The organism is Romboutsia sp., assembly GCF_056995035.1.
This window is the reverse complement of the sequence record NZ_JBXKIW010000004.1, coordinates 1-19,425: the sequence shown is the minus strand read 5'-3', so window position 1 is coordinate 19,425 and position 19,425 is coordinate 1. Positions and strand designations below refer to the sequence as shown.

Annotated in this window: 19 protein-coding genes; 8 read left to right on the top strand and 11 right to left on the bottom strand. The window is 25.9% G+C overall.

What is annotated here, in order from left to right:
- Positions 1-38: 38 nt before the first annotated feature.
- Positions 39-626, bottom strand: a complete 588-nt coding sequence (locus tag AC11VW_RS00375; protein ID WP_484299409.1) for an RNA polymerase sigma factor — start codon at positions 624-626, stop codon at positions 39-41.
- Between the two features lie 241 nt (positions 627-867).
- Between AC11VW_RS00375 and AC11VW_RS00370 the strand changes: the two genes are divergently transcribed.
- Positions 868-1,638: a class I SAM-dependent methyltransferase gene (locus AC11VW_RS00370; protein WP_484299408.1), complete on the top strand. Its 771-nt coding sequence runs from the start codon at positions 868-870 to the stop codon at positions 1,636-1,638.
- A gap of 101 nt (positions 1,639-1,739) precedes the next feature.
- Here the strand turns inward: AC11VW_RS00370 and AC11VW_RS00365 are convergent, their stop codons facing one another.
- Positions 1,740-3,065 (bottom strand): MATE family efflux transporter, encoded by a 1,326-nt coding sequence (locus AC11VW_RS00365; protein ID WP_484299407.1) that lies wholly within the window; start codon positions 3,063-3,065, stop codon positions 1,740-1,742.
- A gap of 108 nt (positions 3,066-3,173) precedes the next feature.
- On the opposite strand from AC11VW_RS00365, the gene AC11VW_RS00360 reads away from it, so the two are divergent.
- From AC11VW_RS00360 to AC11VW_RS00345, 4 genes are all read left to right on the top strand, one after another.
- The gene (locus tag AC11VW_RS00360; RefSeq protein ID WP_484299406.1) at positions 3,174-4,019 is read left to right on the top strand and encodes a MerR family transcriptional regulator; all 846 of its coding nucleotides are present in this window, start codon (positions 3,174-3,176) and stop codon (positions 4,017-4,019) included.
- 60 nt (positions 4,020-4,079) lie between these two features.
- Positions 4,080-4,811: an EcsC family protein gene (locus tag AC11VW_RS00355; protein ID WP_484299405.1), complete on the top strand. Its 732-nt coding sequence runs from the start codon at positions 4,080-4,082 to the stop codon at positions 4,809-4,811.
- 123 nt (positions 4,812-4,934) lie between these two features.
- Complete coding sequence (locus tag AC11VW_RS00350; RefSeq protein ID WP_484299404.1) at positions 4,935-5,441, top strand: ECF transporter S component; 507 nt, start codon at positions 4,935-4,937, stop codon at positions 5,439-5,441.
- Positions 5,442-5,632: 191 nt separating this feature from the next.
- Positions 5,633-5,818 carry a hypothetical protein gene (locus AC11VW_RS00345; protein ID WP_484299403.1) on the top strand — a complete coding sequence of 62 codons (186 nt, stop codon included), beginning with the start codon at positions 5,633-5,635 and terminating at the stop codon, positions 5,816-5,818.
- A gap of 125 nt (positions 5,819-5,943) precedes the next feature.
- On the opposite strand, the gene nagZ is transcribed toward AC11VW_RS00345, so the two are convergent.
- The 4 genes from nagZ to AC11VW_RS00325 form a co-directional block, all read right to left on the bottom strand.
- Positions 5,944-7,095, bottom strand: a complete 1,152-nt coding sequence (gene nagZ / locus AC11VW_RS00340) for a beta-N-acetylhexosaminidase (protein WP_484299402.1) — start codon at positions 7,093-7,095, stop codon at positions 5,944-5,946.
- A gap of 292 nt (positions 7,096-7,387) precedes the next feature.
- Entirely contained in the window at positions 7,388-9,397 is a 2,010-nt protein-coding gene (locus AC11VW_RS00335) for an ATP-dependent DNA helicase (protein ID WP_484299401.1), read from the bottom strand.
- A 186-nt stretch (positions 9,398-9,583) separates the two neighbouring features.
- The gene (locus AC11VW_RS00330) at positions 9,584-10,975 is read right to left on the bottom strand and encodes an MATE family efflux transporter (RefSeq protein ID WP_484299400.1); all 1,392 of its coding nucleotides are present in this window, start codon (positions 10,973-10,975) and stop codon (positions 9,584-9,586) included.
- A gap of 89 nt (positions 10,976-11,064) precedes the next feature.
- Positions 11,065-11,991: a LysR family transcriptional regulator gene (locus AC11VW_RS00325; protein WP_484299399.1), complete on the bottom strand. Its 927-nt coding sequence runs from the start codon at positions 11,989-11,991 to the stop codon at positions 11,065-11,067.
- Between the two features lie 287 nt (positions 11,992-12,278).
- Between AC11VW_RS00325 and AC11VW_RS00320 the strand changes: the two genes are divergently transcribed.
- Entirely contained in the window at positions 12,279-12,560 is a 282-nt protein-coding gene (locus tag AC11VW_RS00320; protein ID WP_484299398.1) for an ArsR/SmtB family transcription factor, read from the top strand.
- 506 nt (positions 12,561-13,066) lie between these two features.
- Here AC11VW_RS00320 and AC11VW_RS00315 read toward each other — a convergent pair.
- Both AC11VW_RS00315 and AC11VW_RS00310 read right to left on the bottom strand, forming a co-directional pair.
- Entirely contained in the window at positions 13,067-13,417 is a 351-nt protein-coding gene (locus AC11VW_RS00315) for a PqqD family peptide modification chaperone (RefSeq protein WP_484299397.1), read from the bottom strand.
- Positions 13,404-15,329 carry an OPT family oligopeptide transporter gene (locus AC11VW_RS00310; RefSeq protein ID WP_484299396.1) on the bottom strand — a complete coding sequence of 642 codons (1,926 nt, stop codon included), beginning with the start codon at positions 15,327-15,329 and terminating at the stop codon, positions 13,404-13,406. Before AC11VW_RS00310 ends, AC11VW_RS00315 begins: the two co-directional genes overlap by 14 nt.
- A 375-nt stretch (positions 15,330-15,704) precedes the next feature.
- Here AC11VW_RS00310 and AC11VW_RS00305 point away from each other — a divergent pair, with 375 nt between their 5' ends.
- Both AC11VW_RS00305 and AC11VW_RS00300 read left to right on the top strand, forming a co-directional pair.
- Entirely contained in the window at positions 15,705-16,094 is a 390-nt protein-coding gene (locus AC11VW_RS00305) for a GntR family transcriptional regulator (protein ID WP_484299395.1), read from the top strand.
- Positions 16,087-17,181, top strand: a complete 1,095-nt coding sequence (locus tag AC11VW_RS00300; RefSeq protein ID WP_484299394.1) for a DUF1648 domain-containing protein — start codon at positions 16,087-16,089, stop codon at positions 17,179-17,181. The genes AC11VW_RS00305 and AC11VW_RS00300 overlap by 8 nt, the downstream gene beginning before the upstream one ends.
- 111 nt (positions 17,182-17,292) lie before the next feature.
- On the opposite strand, the gene AC11VW_RS00295 is transcribed toward AC11VW_RS00300, so the two are convergent.
- From AC11VW_RS00295 to AC11VW_RS00285, 3 genes are all read right to left on the bottom strand, one after another.
- Positions 17,293-18,048: a DUF1129 family protein gene (locus AC11VW_RS00295; RefSeq protein ID WP_484299393.1), complete on the bottom strand. Its 756-nt coding sequence runs from the start codon at positions 18,046-18,048 to the stop codon at positions 17,293-17,295.
- A gap of 23 nt (positions 18,049-18,071) precedes the next feature.
- Positions 18,072-18,392 (bottom strand): PadR family transcriptional regulator, encoded by a 321-nt coding sequence (locus AC11VW_RS00290; protein WP_484299392.1) that lies wholly within the window; start codon positions 18,390-18,392, stop codon positions 18,072-18,074.
- 177 nt (positions 18,393-18,569) lie between these two features.
- Positions 18,570-19,232: a TrkA C-terminal domain-containing protein gene (locus AC11VW_RS00285; RefSeq protein ID WP_484299391.1), complete on the bottom strand. Its 663-nt coding sequence runs from the start codon at positions 19,230-19,232 to the stop codon at positions 18,570-18,572.
- Between the last annotated feature and the right edge of the window lie 193 nt (positions 19,233-19,425).

The window sequence follows — 19,425 nt, the reverse complement described above, 5'->3', positions numbered from 1 at the left end:
CTTCTAATAAATTTTCAAACTCTTCATCATTTGTATTTTTACATCTTAGTGCATACATCTTCGACTGTATTTTTTTCACATATATCACCTCCTAATAATTTTTTCAAATTTTTAATACCATTAAATAGCCTAGATTTTATTGTATTTTCATTATCTCCTATTACATCGCTTATTTCTTTTATTTTTAAATCATTATAATATTTTAAAACTATTGCCTGCCTTTGAAGATTAGGTAGTTTACTTATAGCTTCTTTTATTTTTAAAGCTTCTTCTTTTTTAGATAAGATATCTACTACATTTTTATCATCTTTTATTTCATGATTATCTATATCATGTATTTCCTTTCGTTGCTTATATACATTACTTTTAAAATAATCTTTATTAGTATTTACTGCTATTTTTAATATCCAAGTTTTAAAATTACCTTTTTCAAAGCTAAATTTATCTATATTTTTAATAATTTTTATAAATACTTCTTGAGTTAAATCGTAAGCTATATTGTAATCAGGTACATTCCTATAAATAAAACTATGTACTAAATCATAATATCTTTTAACTAAAATTTCCATTGCACTTTCATTGCCAATCAATATTTCTTTTACTAATTTTTCATCTGTCTGTGCCAATTTTATCCCTCCTTTCACTTATATAACGAGCGCTATTAAAAAAAGGTTTTATATTTTATAAATTTATTTATATCTTTTTCTATATTAACATTATTTTTCCAAAAATAACCAATATAACTAATCTAATACGTTTTTAGTTTGAATTTTCTCTATGTCCAAGCTATACCAATATTTTCTAAAGGTATCTTTTATTTTCTATTGAAATATACATTAAAGAATTAAAAAATGGGAGATGATTAATATGGATATACTAAAACACAATAGCATTGCTTGGGATAATGAAGTCAAAAACAAAAATAAATGGACTATTCCAATAACTACATCTCAAGTAGAAGAAGCTAAGAAAGGAAACTATACTTTATTGCTAACTCCAACAAAACCAGTTCCAAAAGAATGGATTGGAGATGTAAAAGGAAAAAATGTATTATGTCTTGCATCTGGTGGTGGTCAACAAGGTCCTATATTTTCAGCATTAGGTGCTAATGTTATAGTTTTTGATAATAGTAAAGAACAACTATCAAAAGATAGGATGGTATCTGAAAGAGATAACTTAATTATTAGTTTAGATCAAGGAGATATGAGGAATTTATCAAGATTTGAAAATGAGAGTTTTGATTTTATTTTCCATCCTGTATCTAATTGTTTTATTGATAATATAGAAAAAGTGTGGAAAGAATGTTACAGAGTATTAAAAAAAGGCGGAACACTAGTATCTGGATTTGTAAATCCTCTTTCATACATATTTGATTTATATGAGTGGGAGAAAAACAATAAATTAATTATTAAAAATCATATACCTTATTCTGATATAGAACAACTTCCTAAAGAACAATTAGAAGAAAGAATACGTACTAATGATACATTAGAATTTGGCCATTCACTACAAAGTCAAATCGGTGGTCAAATTGATGCAGGTTTTGTAATAGCTGGTTTTTATGAGGATAATGCTGATGGTGATTTATTAGATAACTATATAGATACATTTATTGCAACTAAAGCATTAAAACTATAATTTACTAGATATTAATTTATTTAAATCTAATCACAAGAGGGTTGTAGACAGGTTTGTATAAAAACAAATCTATCTACATTCTCTATTAAATCTTTTTTTCATTAATACATATAAATTTTCTTATACTTTTTCATAAATAAGACTGACACCCCTATAGTAATAACTTCCGCAAAAGGAACTATAATCCAAACTCCATTTATTCCAAGCATATTAGGTAAAAACAAAAACCCTACAATCACAAAAACAAAGGCTCTTGAAAAAGATACTATGGCAGAAATCTTTCCATTTGAAAATGCTGTAAAAAGTCCCGAAACGTAAATATTTAATCCAACAAATAAAAATGCAAATGAAAAAATCTGAAGACCATTTAATGCTAAATCAAAAACAGAACTACCTTTACTTACAAAAGCTGTAACTATAAATGGTGCAAATCCTAAACAAACTACAAAAATTAACATAGAAGAAATTGAAATAAATTTCTTAGAGTGCTTATGAGTTTCTTTTAACTTTTCTTCATTTTTAGCCCCATAATTAAAACTTACCATTGGCGCTACTCCACACACAAATCCTAAATATGTAGATGTCATTAAAAAATGAGCATATAATATTATACTGACAGCAGCCACTCCATCTTCTCCTGCAAATTTCATAGCTACAAAGTTAAATAAAATTGTAGTCATAGCTGTAGAAAGTTCTGTAACCATTTCAGAAGATCCATTTATCGCACTTTCTAAAATAACTTTAAAATCAAACTTTGAAATAACATATTTTAAGGTAGATTTTTTAGAAATAAAATATAAAAATGCAGTTATTGTTGTAACAAAACAACCTAATATAGTTGCAAGTGCTGCACCTGCTATTCCTAAATTAAATAAGACTATAAATACATAGTCAAAGATTATATTTATAATTCCTCCTAGTATAGAAACAAGCATACTAAAATTAAAAGCCCCATCTGTTCTAAGTAAATATTCAAATAGTATTTTTATCATAAAAATTGGAGCAGCTACTAAAATAATTATTCCATAGCCCTTTACATAAGGCATTAACTTATCTGTTGCACCTAAAAGTCTAAATATTTCTTCATTAAAAATATATCCAAATATACTTATAAATAGTCCTATAACTAAAGTAATCACTAACATTAAAGAAAATCTACTATTAGCTTCCTCATACTTATTTTCACCCATAGATATAGATATAAGTGCACTACCACCTGTTGCAAACATAACTCCTATACCACACAAAATACTTATTATAGGCAATACTATATTAATACTTGCCAAAGCATCTGACCCTACAAATCGAGATACAAAAATACCATCTATAATTGTATATAATGAAATAAAAATCATTGAAATTATTGCAGGTGAAACAAATTTAATAAATTCAATGAAACTTAATTTTCTTGAAAATAATCCTTCCATAAATTTCCTCCTAATTACAAATTTATAATATCTACTGACATTTTATATTTTAAGGTGTATAGTAACTATATATGCAACAATTTTATAAAAATAAGGACGGAATTTAATATGAAAGATAATAAATACTTTTCGACTGGAGAATTTGCAAGACTTGCAAATATTTCAAAGCAAACTTTAATCTTTTATGATAAAAAGGGAATCTTTTCTCCAGAGTATAAGGATGAGAATAATTTTAGATATTACTCTTTAAAACAATTTGACACTTTAGATATATTACTTAGCTTAAGAGATATTGGATTATCCCTTGAGAATATTAAAGATTATTTAGACAATAGAACACCTAAAGATGCTATTGATATGCTAAAAAAAGAAAATGATTTGGTTAAAAAACAAATTCAGCGTTTACAAAACATCAGCAAAAAAATGGAAAATAAGATAGATATAATAAAAAAAGGTATAGGGTATAAAAATAACTTAGAACCATATATAAAAGAATGTGAAGAAGAGTTTATTATTAAATCTGAAGAATTAGAAAGTGATGACTTTAAAGTTATAATGATGGGTATAATAAATTTTATAAGTTTTTGTAAAGATAAACAAATTTTTGATAATGGATATCCAATTAGTGCGATAGTAAACAAAGAAAGTATAAAAAGTAACAATTTTACAAACTTAAACACTTTATATATTAAAGTAGATTCTAAGATAAATAATAAACATTTGTATGTAAAACCAAAAGGGACTTATGCTTTCATAAATCATATTGGAAGCTATGAATCATCACATAAGTCTTATCATAAACTACTTAACTTTATACATAAAAATAACTATGAAATAATAGGAAATTCTTATGAAGATGGCTTTTTAGATGCTTTTACTTGTAAATTTGATGATGATTACATAACTCAAATATCTATCCAAGTTAAAAATTCATGCAAGCTTTCAATTTTATAATATAAGTAGTATTATAATAGTAGACAGTTTAAAATATAAAATATTTAAATAGGTGATAAAATGAAAAATTATAATTATATAAAGCTACAAGAACTTCAAAAATGGAAATCTAAAATGAGAAAAAAGCCATCTATACTTAACAATTTTTCAAAGGGTACTCAAAATAAATTTAATTCTATGCTACCTGATAATTATCATAATATTGTTACTTCAGCTATAAAAAATATGACACAGGTGGTTTTATTTGGGTCTAAATATACTACTAAAAAGCCTTTAATTAACCTTTCTTTAGAAGAAAGAGATATTTTAGCTTATGAAAAAATAAATTTCTACAAAAATACTGCCATGTTAGAAGGTGCTGGTACTGGTGCAGCCGGTATATTGATAGGTCTTACTGATTTACCTCTTTTACTTAGTATAAAAATAAAGCTTCTTTATGAACTTGCTAGCATTTATGGATTTGATGCTAGTGATTATAAAGAGAGAATATATATATTAAGTATTTTTCAACTTGCTTTTTCAAGCCAAGATCATGTTAATGAGATTTTTAATAAAATTGAAGTTTGGGATGAGTATAAGAATACTTTGTCTAGTGATATAGATGATTTTAATTGGAGAAGTTTTCAACAGGAATATAGAGATTATATTGATTTAGCTAAGCTACTTCAATTAGTTCCTGGAATAGGTGCTTTTGTTGGAGCTTATGTTAATAATAAGTTGGTTGATAAGCTTGGTGAATATGCTGTGTATTCTTACCATATGAGGATATTACAAAATATTAAAAGTGATTAATTTAGTTTTGATAAAACCCTCTAATGTATGGGTACATTTTTTATTGTATACTCATACTTTTTTTTGTATAATTTACTTATCATTATGTATATTTTATATTTAAATTTGGAGGGGTACATATATATGAAAACTAGAAATTTAGTATTAAACGGGTTAATGATAGCCTTAGTATGCATTGCAACAATGGTCATTCAAGTCCCAACACCTGGTACAAATGGATTTGTTAATATAGGTGATAGCGTTATATTTATTACATCAATATTATTTGGGCCAGTTCCTGGGATGATAGCTGGAGGTATAGGTTCTGCTTTAGCAGATGTACTAAGTGGGTATTCTCATTGGGCTTTATTTACTCTTATTATAAAAGGAACTGAAGGGTATATAGTTGGTTATATTGTAAAAAATAATAGTTCTATGATAAAAAGTATAATAGCTTCAACTATAGGTGCTATTATAATGGTATTTGGATATTTCATAGCAGGTGGAATTTTAGAAGGTAGCTTCTTGGTTTCTGCTGGATCTATACCATCTAACATGGTTCAAGGTGGGGTTAGTATAGTACTAGGTGTTTTATTAGCTAATACTTTACAACAGGTAAGTTCTTTAAAATCTGTTAATTTTAAAAGTTAACCATTTATTGAGTATTTTAGTTTTATAAATACATTTGATTTAATATACTAAGAAGACTGTAGCTAGATTTTATTTATAAAAATCTAGCTACAGTCTTTTTTGGGTATGATTTAAATAGATAAATAGCAAATTTTGTAACGAGTAAAAGAATATTTATGTGGAAATCTAATTCTATGAAAGGATGTGTAAATATGAAAGATAATAGATTCAAAAAAGGTGAATACGAAGATGCAGTAGAGCTTGCGAAAGATTTATTAATGAATAATATTGGTATGTCAGATATTGTGGCTAGAACTAATTTAAATGAAGAAGAAATTAGAAAAATAATAAGAAAAAGAGATGCTGAATTAAACGATAAGTCAACAAAATTATTTTAATTTTAAGAATGTATATGGATTTGTGTGTCAAAGTATATTTACTTAATATGGTAAATATACTTTGACAAAAATACTTTTCTATCAAAATTTAAATATAAAATTTAACCAAATCATAATTCCTTAATTTAACTATGTAAATCTGATGTATCAGTTTTTAATATGTTATATTTTTCTTTAAGCTTTAAAATTCTATAAACACTTTCATTTATTCTTTCTTCACTTATTTCATTATTATCAACAGCTAGTTTAATTTCTTCTATAACTGATTTTACAGTTTCAACACCATTTCCTATTAATATAATATCACTACCGGCTTTTATACTCTCAATACTTGCTTTTTCTACACTCATATTATTGGTTATAGCTCCCATATTCATATCATCTGTCATTACAACTTTATTAAATCCTAAATCATTTCTAAGTATATCAGTTATGATTTTTTTAGATAATGAAGATGGATTAGTATTGTCTATTTTATCTAATATAATATGAGATACCATTATAACATCACAATTTTTTTCAATAGCTTTTTTAAATGGTATAAACTCAAAGTTTTTTAGTTCTTCTAGACTTTTATTAACAATTGGAAGTCCAAAATGTGAATCTACTTCTGTATCACCATGTCCAGGGAAATGTTTTACAGTTGGTATTACATTTGTGTCTTCTAAGCCTTTCATCGTTGCAATTCCCATTTTGGACACTATATTTTCATCAGTTCCAAACGCTCTATCACCTATTACTGTATTTTTAGGATTGCTATATATATCAAGTACTGGTGCATGGTCCATGTTTATACCATGTTCACTAAGTATATTACCTAGTTTTTCACCATTTCCATAAGCATATTTTTCATCATTTGCTTGACCTACTACACTGGCTTTGGGAAATTTAAAAACATCGTCTGGAAGCCTACTTACTCTTCCTCCTTCTTCATCAACTGATATAAATAGAGGTATGTTATTATTTGATTTATTTATATCTGCTGTTAGTTTTTTTAATTTCTGTGAGCTCTCTATATTTCTTTTAAATAATATTACTCCACCAATTTTAAAATCATTTATTAAAGTATTTGTGTATTGATTTGTTTGTGTTCCATCAAATCCTGCTAATATCATTTGTCCTATTTTTTGATCTATCGTCATTTTATCTATTTTCTGTTCAATAATATCTTTAGGACTTTCTTGTTGTTGGGTAATTTCTTCATTTTTACATCCCACTAAATTTATTGCTATTAGTGGGATTAAATACTTTAGTATTTTTAATTTAAGCTTTTTCATTTTATCTCCTATCTTATGATTAAGTTTAAGTTTTATATGTTTTGATATATATTATACTTGTTCAAAATATAAAAATTATACCTGTTACTATTTATATGTAAATAATTTCTTTTTTATTTTCATTTATAAATTCAATAATTTTAAAAAGCCTTAGATCATTTACTCTAAGCTTATTGCAAACTCTAGAAGAACAGCTTACGAATACTTTTAAAATAACTATTGATGCAAAAAAAATAAGCTTTAGATTGTTAAATTCTAAAGCTTATTTTTAAAATTGATTTTTATCATAACCTTATAAGTTTTTATCACAAAATCTTTTTATATCATCTATATTATTACTTTTATTTTTTATAGGTAGTGAATCAAATACAATATCCTTATATCTACTATTTGAAAAATCACCTATTCTAGAATCAAGAATAGCTACAATCCCTTTATCATCATGCTTTCTAATTAATCTACCAATACCTTGTCTAAGCTTTACTATCATATATGGTACACTAACTTCCATTAAAAAGTCCTTGCTAGTACTTCTTTTATACTCAATTATAGGATCTGGTACTGGAAATGGTAGCCTAAATACTATAAGGTTTGAAAGAGACTTACCAGGTATATCAATACCCTCCCAAAACGTACCTGTTGCTAATAGTACTGAGTCTTCATCTTTTTTAAATTCTTCTAATATCTCATCTTGTGACGAAACTATGCTTTGTCTTAATAAATTATATCCAATATTCTTTTTCTTTAATATATTATATACTTCATTTAAATCACTTTTTGATGTAAATAGTATTAGAGCTTTACCTTTTGTTATTTTTAGTAGTTTTATTATTTCCTCTACACCTTTTTTAATAAAAATATCTCTTTCATAAGTTGGATGAGGCATGTTTTCAACGTAATATATCATGGCATTTTCATTGTATTCAAATGGAGAATACTTTTGCACTGCTAAAAATCCGTCTTCAACTTTAAAACCTGTATTTTTTATAAAATACTCATATTTTTCTTCTTCACTACCTTTGTTTTTATCTGCTATTGTTGCTGATGTTAATATGGTAGTTTTTGTTTTATCAAAATATAGCTTTCTTATTTCTTGGTCTATGTTTTTAGGGCAAGAGAAAACTTCTATACCTTTGTTTTTTTCCATCCAAAATAAGTTGTTAGAATTTGTTTCTAATATATTACTTAAGAATAGTTCTAAGTTTTCTATACTTTCTACTATTTCTTCACTTAAATTATTATCACTGTAAAACTGTACTTTATCATGTATTACTTTAATATATCTTTGTAATTTTAAAATTAAATCTTTTATACTATCAATATCTATAAAAAATCTTTCCATGTCGTTATTTTTTAAATTAGTATTTTCCTTTAATTGAGTTTTAATTTGATCACTTAATTTTAAAAATAGCATGTTTAAAATATCATTTATATTTTTAATTTCTAAACTTAAACTATTTTTTATACTTACCTTTTTTATACTATTTCTAGATTCTTTTATTAAATTTTTGATACTATTTTTGCTATAGCCTTCTATCAGAGAGTTTCTAACTTTGTCTTCTAAATTATGAGCTTCATCAATGACTATTAAATCTATATCATCACTTAACAACCCTTTTTGACATTTTTTCAACTTTTGAAAATGTACTGTTAGTAAGTCTTGGTTACAAAGTATAACACCCTTAGTTTCTAGCATATCATTTCTAAGTCTCATAAACCTACAAGTTTTAAAATACTCACATTTACTATGGTCTGTTGTTTTTATAGATACATTGTCCCACATATCATCATTTATATCTAAGTTTATAAATCTTCTATCAACTGTTCCATTTTCTATATATTTATAAAATATTTCATCTTCTTCATTTATTTCATCATTATCTTTGAAATATTCATCAGCCCTTTTTCTACATGCAAAATGAGTCATACCTTTTGCAAGTATTATCTCTGGTCTGTGCTTTATGTATGAACATATTTTTTTAACATCTTTTATTAACTGCTCTTGAAGTGCTATTGTAGAGGTTGCTATTAATATTGGCTTATTAAATAGCATATTGTAATAAAGAAGTGGCACAATATAGGCATAAGATTTACCTATACCTACTCCAGCTTCTACTATTGTATGCTTTTTTTCTTTTATACTATAACAAATATCAAGGGCCATGTCTTCTTGTCCTTCTCTTTGTTCAAATCCTAACCTTGGTATTTCTTCCATGAAAAAATCCCATACTAGTTTTTCTAGTTGGTCATATTTATCTATTTTATCATTAGTCTTATTTTTACTATCTGAAAACCAAAACATATTCTTCTCCTTATTATTAATAATATATTATTTTACCACATATTGAGATTTTTGATTACTTATATCATTATAATTAACAACAAGTGCTATATTTATTTTATGATTATCAATTATACAAAAATAAACCTCACTCTATTGTAATCTAGTGAAGTTTACTTTTTATTTATATATTTAGTATTTAGTTTTCTATAAAACTTCAATTGTATTAGTTTTTATATGTTTATCTTCTTCATTTTTTAATTTTAACATCTCATTAGTTTTATAAGCAAAATATGTTGTTAAAATAACAGTAAACAAATCTGATAATGCTTGAGTATATAAAACTCCATTCATACCTAATAACCTAGGAAGTATAAATACAAAAGGAATAAAGAAAATTCCTTGTCTAGCTGTTCCAACTATTAAAGCTTCTTTTGACATCCCTAATGATTGATATAATGTAGCATATAATTGTGTAAATCCTAAGAAAGGATACATTAAAAGAGTTGCTCGTAAAGTCTTAGCTCCAACTTCTATAACACTACTATCATTACTAAATAAATTTATAGCAGGCTCTGCAAATATCATAAGAACTATTGTTGCTAAGCTTGAAAATATAGTAGTTCTTTTTATAGATATTTTTATAGCTTTTCTTAATTTATCATAATTACCTGCACCATAATTATAACTTGCTATAGGCTGAAAACCTTGATTATAACCCATAACTACAAAAATAACTAATGATGATAATTTTAAAGAAATCCCAAAAGAAGCTATTAGTGAATCTCCATATGGCTTAGATGCTATATTTAAGAGACCCATAGAAATACTTATAAGCGCTTGAGTTAAAAAAGTGGCAGTCCCAACAGAAATTATTTCTTTATATATAGCCTTTGATAACTTAAAATTCTTAATTTCTAATTTAAGATAACTTTTCTTTCTTAGAAAATATGATGCTAATAAACATACAGATATTGCTTGACTAATTACTGTTGCCAATGATGCTCCAACTACTCCCATATTAAAATTAAACATTAATATAGGGTCTAATACTATATTTATAGCAGCTCCTAGCGCAACTGCAACTGCACTCAGTTTTGTATTACCTTCTGATCTTATAATATTTGCTAATGTAGGCATCATTATAGGCAAACTTGCTCCTATAGCGATAGGCTTTGCATAATCTATAGCATAAGGCATTATAGTATCAGTTGCTCCTAGTAATCTTAATATCGGTTCTAAAAATACTAATATTAAGATTGTAAATATAGCTCCTAAAAATAAAGATGAAACTATTGCAGTAGTTGCTACAGCATCAGCTTCATTTTTATCTTTAGATCCGAGTAATCTAGCTATATAAGAAGATGCTCCAACGCCTATCATCTGCCCTATAGCATTTATTAATATAAATAGTGGAAATACAATAGATACAGCAGCCATTGCTAATGTATTGTTTAACATTCCAACGAAAGCAGTATCAACAATATTATAAATTGCACTTATAAGACTTGCTATTATACCTGGTATAGCAAATTTCCATATTACCTTTCCAATATTATCATCTTCCATTATTTTAGCTTTATCTTCGCTTAAACTCATTTTTATCACTCCCATCTTTTATATTATTATCTTATCAAAACTGGGAGTTTATCGTTAATATGTATATTTTATTACACGTTATAACTATTTTATATAACAGTTTTTTGTTTTTTAATATTATCTGATACTATTTCTAAAAACATTTTAGCTTCATTTGATAATTCTTCTCTTTTCCTTTTAATCCATCCAATACTAAAATCTATACTATCATCAGCAAAAGGTATTGCCTTTATACCTTCCCTTTTATCTACACTACTCCATCCTGAGCCTAATGAATATGCATCTGTTTTTAATATGAAATGAGCTATAGTTTCCTTGTCATTTAAATATATAGCCCTATCTTTATTTAAAATATTGAGTGAATCTAGTTCTATACTATAAATAGATGATGATACTTGATCCTCCACTAAATTTACACAAATAAAATCCTTTAGTTCATGAGTATATATTACATCTTTATTATATAATGGGTTATTTTCACCTACATAAATATACAGCTTATCTTTAGCTATTTCATTAAACTCTAACTTATTTACTTCTAGTATGTTTCTCCATAATCTTTCTTGGATATTTGACAATATAAGCATCCCTATCTCTGAATCCATATTAGCTACATCTTTTATAACATTTTCTTTATGAGTTTCCTTTAAAGATATTTTTATATTTTTACAATCAACATTATTATAAATTTCAATTAATATATTTGCTAAATTAAATACTTTTGCACTAGATATTTGTAATACAAAAGTCTTTTCTTTAGATAAATTATTATATATATTTTCTACATTATTAACTTGATTTATAATAAATTTTGCATGTGCTAAAAAATTTTTTCCTTCTTTTGTAATTTCTACACCTCTATTTGTTCTATCAAATATTTTTATATTAAATTCTTCTTCTAAGCTCATTATAGAGTTACTTAAATTAGGTTGTGATATAAATAAATTTTGTGCAGCCTTATTCATAGACCCAGTTTCTGCTACTTCTATTAAGTATCTTAGTTGCTGAAGTTGCAAATAAATCACCTCCATTTAAATAAGTACTATTATCATGATTATATAAGTTTACCATATTTTTTCTATTATTATAATCTTATTATACTTATACTAAAAGTTCTTATTTTATATCTATTTGATTTTACTAGTGATTCTAATAAAAATAATCTTTTGTAATGCTAAGAGATTATAAATTATCCGCTTGTAAATAATTATCCTTAAAATAGCATTTAAAATTTTAAAAATATTTTTTTATGTATTTTGAAAAATTTGTTATAATATCTATATAGAAGCTTGGAGGTAATCTGATGAACAACAACATAGACTTAAACTTAATTTTCAAGGCATTATCTGACCCGATTAGAATAGAAATTTTAAAGAAAATAAGTACTACTGAAAGTATTTGTGTATGTGAATTAACTAATATAGCTAATTTATCTCAATCTAAACTATCATATCATTTAAAACTTTTACTTTCTGCTAATTTAATTAATAAAATTCCTAAAGGTAAGTGGAATTTTTATTCTATAAATAAAGATATTTTAGAAAGTGTTTTAACTTTAGATACTATAAATAAAATATTTTTATAAAAATTTTTAAAAACAGTATCAAATCAATTTTTTTTGATGTATGATATATAATAGAGATGTGAAAGCATCTTTATTATTTAATCAATAAATTTTGATTTTATATTTAGGAGGGTTTGTCTATGTGTATATTTGATTTTTTTACAACTCAAATTTTAGGCATGAAGTAGATCTCTAATTTAACTACATCATTCGTAAAAAATGTATTAAATTTAGATGTTACTTCTAGGATTGGGGGAAGTATCTAATTCTTTATTTATGATACTATAAAAATATTCATACTTTTATCAGTATTAATATTTGGTATCTCTTATATTCAAAGTTATATTTCACAGTACCACCTTATTTATATAATATTTAAAATTTTATAAATATTTTTAATCCTTCAGTTGTATTTCTTTCATTATCCATAAAAATATACTCCCTTCGCGGTAACAGTTTTGTTATTTAAACTGTTTACCATAAAGGGAGCATATCAATCTACTCTATAGGGTACATTTTACTTTTTATTATATATTTAATTTTTCAATGTATTGACAATTCACTTCAATATGATTTAAAAATAGAAGTAATCTCTCATAAAGCGGATGAGATTCTTGACCATATTTAAGTTCTAGGTTTTCACCTATTTCTTTGACAGTTTTTCTGCCATCAATTTGTAAGAATACACAACTGCTATATTTATCCAATATTGTTTTTTTATACATTGGAATTTTGAATTTTAGCTTTCTAAAAAATCTTTGAACCCTGTAATCTTGTTTTTCAAGTACAGTTACAATTCCTTCTTTATCCACTTCATATTCAATTTTATCAGAAATCTTAAATACTATATTTAAAACTTCGTTATTATTGTTTATCATGTTTTACCTTAGATGAAACAATAGGTAATGTTGTACATACAACTAAAGCTATTAATAAGATTATTGCCATTGTGTTTCCTGCAGCAAATCCAGTTGGTGTAGCTGCTTTTACAACTCCTGATACTTGTAATATGATTCCTAACAGACCTATTATAGAACCACCAGCAACAAGACCAGAAGATAAACTTACACCATTAGCAATTTTTGCTTCTTTTTCAACATCATTTTTAGAAGTCTTTTCAACAAACACACGGATTAATGCTCCAACTAATATTATAGAAGTTGTTGCTATTGGTAAGTAGAATCCTATAGCAAAAGTCATTATTGGTAAGTTTAATAAGTATAAAACAATCGCCATAAGCACACCAGCTATAATCATAACCCAAGGTAATTCACCTGACATAATACCAGAAGTCAATGTTGACATTAAGTTTGCTTGAGGTAATGCAAATGGTGCGCTATCACCAGTAATTTTAAGTTGGTCTGAAAGTAATAATATAGTACCTGTAACAACGATTACACCTACTATACCAGAAATTGCAAAGTAACGTTGCATTTCATTTTTACTACCACCTATAATATAAGTTACTTTTTGAGATTGAGTATAACCACCAGCAACAGCTATAGCAACAACTATAAATGTACCGAATAAAAGTAATGATTTGTTATCTGCTAAATTAGTCCATCCCATTACAACAAATATTAATGTTAATATAACTAATGATGCTATTGTCATACCAGATACCGGAAGATTTGATGTTACTATAGTACCTGTTAAACGTCCAGCTACTATAACAAATAGTAATGATAATACAAGAGACATAATTGCTCCAACAACTGCCATTACAACATTACCAGAAATTACAAATCCTGCTATAAACGCAATTACAGCACCACCTAATAATATTATCATTGGCATAGCTGAATTTTCTTCAGAATTTCCAGAACTTGATTTTGCATTAAGCGTTTCTTTAACAGAAGCTATTATAGTTGGTATAAGTTTTATTGCACCTATAATACCACCACAAAGCATCATACCAGCACCTATATATTTTACATAACTACCAGATATTGCATTCGCATCCATTTGATTAATTGCCATTGAAGGATTATTCCATACCATCATTCCATCTGCAGCCATATCTGTAAAGTAACCTATTAAAGGTGCTATAGCAAAGTTTGATAAAATAGAACCAGCAAACATCATTAAAGATACTTCAAGTCCTACTATAAACCCGATTCCTAAAAGAAGTGGGTTAACTTCTACTTGTAATTTCCACTTATAGAACTTACTTCCGAAGTAGCTTATTACATTGTTTGTTACATTTAAGAATGAACCTGTTAATACAGTAAGTACACCACCGATTCCAAATCCAATTCCCATATACTTCATAGAATCTCCTGCACCTTCTGAAGCAACAAGTGTTTCAGAAATAGCCATTGACTCTGGGTACATAAGACTACCATGTTCTTCAACTATTAAATAATTTTGAACAAGTGTTGAAACTCCTATACCAAATAATACTCCACCAATTCCAACAAGTACGCCTTCTAAAAATGTAACTTGACCACCAATTAAAATAATAGCAGGTAAAACAAATATCATACCACTGGCAATTGATTCTCCACCACTTGACATACCTTGAATTAAGTTTTTACCAAGAATACCTTTTTGCTTAGCAAATGCTCCAACAAATGCTGAACCTATTATAGATCCTGGAATACCAGCTGCAACTGTAAGACCAGCCTTCATACCAGAATAAGCTGTAGAAGCAGCAAAAACAGCAGCTAGAACAAGTCCTATAATTAATACTGTAATGTTTCCACCTGACTTAGAGTTATCTGTTATGTAAGGAACATAATCTTTTCCAGATACGCCTCCATATGCCCCTTTGGGTAATTTTTTCTTCATTAATTTTTTCCTCCTTTTTTTAATTAATTACATATTATCACATAAGAAAACATTTTTCATCTAAATTCGACATATAAATAAAAGTTCTAATTTTCAGTCAAATCCAAGTAAATTACATAACTATAAATAATTTAAGTTTATATTAAATTTTTTATTCCTATCCTTGCTCGATTAGGAATATGTTTTTCAGATTGACTTAAAGCAGGAATAATACCATATATTGATACTATTACTTAATTTATTTTTCTATTTAACTAATATGTATTTATAATTTAAAAATATTTTAGTTGTAACACTTTCATGTCTTGTTATATAATATATATAACAAATAGTTTTTATATAAACATACTAATTTTATATGCGGAGGTGTTAAATATGATTTTAAATTTAGATTTTAATAGTGACGTCCCTATATACACACAAATCAGGGAACAAATTATTAAATCTATAGCAAGTGGTGACTTAAAAGTTAATGAATCCTTACCATCTGTAAGAAATATGGCTGAGGAGATTGGTGTTAATCTTCATACTGTTAACAAGTCCTATAATTTACTTAAAGATGAAGGGTATATAAACATTGATAGAAGAAAAGGTGCTATTGTAAATACCTTACCTTTACCTAAAAATGACTTAAATAGTGACAAAATTAAATCTATGTTAGATCTTTTGGTTGCACAAAGCTATCTTTTAGGTATGTCTCGTGAAGAATTTTTAGATTATAGTAATAAATTATTTGATAAATATGGGGTGAAAAATTATGAATAGTACTATAGCTTTAATTGTTAATATTCCAACCTTATTTTTACTTTATGTATTGATTTATTTTACTCAATCATTAAGTGGTAAAAGACAATTTTATGGAATTAGTTTAAATAGTGATTATTTTGATAAAGACGAATTTAAGGTTTTAGATAAATGCTTTAAAACTCTGGTAACTGTAGGTTTTGTAGCTTTTACAATACTTGCTTTAATTTGTATTTATATTTTCAAAGCTTATGAAGCTTCCTCAACCTTACCTATATTAGGATTTTGTTTATATCAGTTTTTTGTATATGTTCATATTCATAACAAGGTAAAAGCTTTAAAAAGTGAATTAACTTTAAATATTTCTGATTTAGATATAGAAAAAAATAGAATTATTCTAGATACTGACTTTCTTAATGAAAAAAATAGAATTATAAAAGGATTTTCTATGATATTTATGATTCCTATGGTAATTGTTGTTTTAGTTGGAATTTATACACTAAGTCAATATAGCTCTATGCCCGATATGATTCCTACACATTGGGGACCTAGTGGGGCTGCTGATGCCTTTAGTGAAAAATCTTTTAGAGTTGTATTTGGTCAAGTAATTATTATGGTTTGTGCTGGAGTTATAATATATATTTCTTCTATAGCTTCTCTAAAATCTAGAGCGAAACTTTCACCTACTTCTCTAGATAATAGTAAAAAGACTCATTTACATTATTTAAATATGTTTGGATTTACTTTTTTAGTTTTAAATATATCTTGCCAAATTCTATTGATTACTATACTGATTGCTACTGCTAATGGTAGTGATATAAATACTTTTATTATGTGGCCTTATACTGTTGTTATTATATTAGCAGCAATTTATCAGACTTATTTATATTACAAGTCTCCTAGTAAAAGTAAGGATGCTGTTTATTCAGTTGATGATGAAGATTCTTTATGGATTTTCGGTTGTATTTATAATAATCCAAATGATCCTTCATTCTTTGTTACTAAGAGATTTGGTGTTGGTTGGACTGTAAATATTGGTAGCACTAAGGGTAAGTTATTCTTTGCTTTTCCTATAATAATATTATTACTTTCACTTATTTTCATATAAAAATTCGCATCTAAATACACAACTATAAAAAAACTAGATTAATATTTTAATCTAGTTTTTTTATCAATATAATCTACTTGTAATAAAAAATCTATTTAATATCTATAATTTTTAAACTTCATCTTTATCTTTCAATATAAATTTAAATTCAATATATACAAGTAATGCTATTATTGCATACTGTACAAAATTTGTAAATATCATAAATTTTATATCTTCAGGTATATTTAAATTAAATAAATTAGCTAAAACTTTTGTATTTATTATGGCATATGGAATTAATGTAGCTAAAGTCCTTAATTTAAAAGTAATATATAAAGCTAATATAAGTGACACTACAAATATAGTAAGTTGAAATTGCTTATTTAAAAATATAACTGGTTCTGTCTTAATATGCATCAATCCCACATAGACTTGCATCACCATAACTAACATTAAAAACAGCCACATAGTTATAAATTGAATTTTATTGCTTTTAAATGCTGTTTTTCTTACTATAAAAATGACACCACCAAAACCTATTACATAATATGATAAAGTTGTTAGCATGTCTAAATATGAATATGAAACTACATCACTAACAAAGCTTCCTGTTATTGTAAAATTCGTTATCATAAATAAAACTAAAAATAATATTTTTGTAAGTTCTTTTTTGTCAAAACTAAATTCTTTTGCTAACTCTTTTGCATATTCCTCTGGAGAACATCCAAAAATATCTTCAACTGTTTTTCCTCTTTCTTCTCCATCTTGTAGATGAGCCTCGGCTTCTTTTATAAATTCTTTTATTTCTTTATCACTTTTACCTGTGGTCATTAAATATGCATTAAGATTTAATATAAAATCTTGCCCTTTTTTAGATATTTCCATAATACGTTCTCCCTTTTATAATTTTACTTTCCTTTAATTAAGTTATTTACACTTTTATACATACTTTCCCAATCATTTATAAATTCTTTAAGTTCCTCATATCCTTTTGGTGTCAATGTATAATATTTTCTTTTAGGTCCACTAGGGGAATCTTTCTCTTTAGTAAATACTAGTTCTTCTTTTTTCATTCTTAGTAATAATGGATATATACTTCCTTCACTAATCATGTCAAATCCGTAATTAGAAAGTTTTTCTATCATTTCATACCCATATATTTCTCCTTCTGAAATAACAGCTAATAAACATCCTTTTAAGATTCCCTTTAACATTTGAGTTGATGACACATTTTCCACCACCTTTATAACTATATTGTTTTACAATATAGTTATATTATATTCCACTCTATATTGTTTTGCAATATAGTATATTACTTTTTTATTTTCATCAAAAAAATCGTACATTTTAGTTTTCTGTACGATTTTTTCTTAAAATCATCTAATATTTAAATTCAATACACTTTCTTAATGAAATTTATGTTTTATACTATGTGTATTTCCATACACTGTAAGCTTGTCATTTGCTCTAAAAATATAATTTGATTTTGGGAAATTTATAAGTTCATGTCCCTGATCTATACTAAGTACTTTTATTTCTATAAAGCTTAATTTACTTTCTTCTATGCTCACACCTATAATATCTGAATTTTTACTTAAATACACTTCGCATATAGAATATCCTTTATGCTTAGTTATAAAATTTAGGTATCTTGAATTAATTTTTTTCCATAATAAAGAATTTTCAACTATGTGTTCTATTATATCTTCTATTTTTTCAAGTAGTGAACTTTTGAAAAACATTATTGCACATACTATAAATATTATAATAGCTAATATAGATTTTGCATTTATTAGGCTCTTTGATAACATGTTTACTAGAAATGATATAAATGTTAATGTACTCACATAACTTGTTACCATCAAAGCACTTGCCAATTTCCGCCTTGTTGGATGTTGTGCTATTAGTTCACTTTCTTTTGTTGTATATCCTGTGTTTGTTAAAAGGGAAATAACTTGAAATCTTGCTTTTTCTATACTCATACCAGTTAATCTAAATAATATTGCAAATATGTCTATTACTATTAAAAATATAACTAAGCATATTATAAAGGTTGCCACTGTTATCATATTTATCTACCTACTTTATTAATATAATATTAATTTTATGTGATTAATATAGTAATAGTTACATTTTTATTACATTGAAATATGCAATTAGATTATTTAACAATAAAATACCCTATAGGGTATACTTATTTCAGTATCTACTCTATAGGGTATATTTTTATTCTATATTTGATTTTTCAATGTAATGGCAATT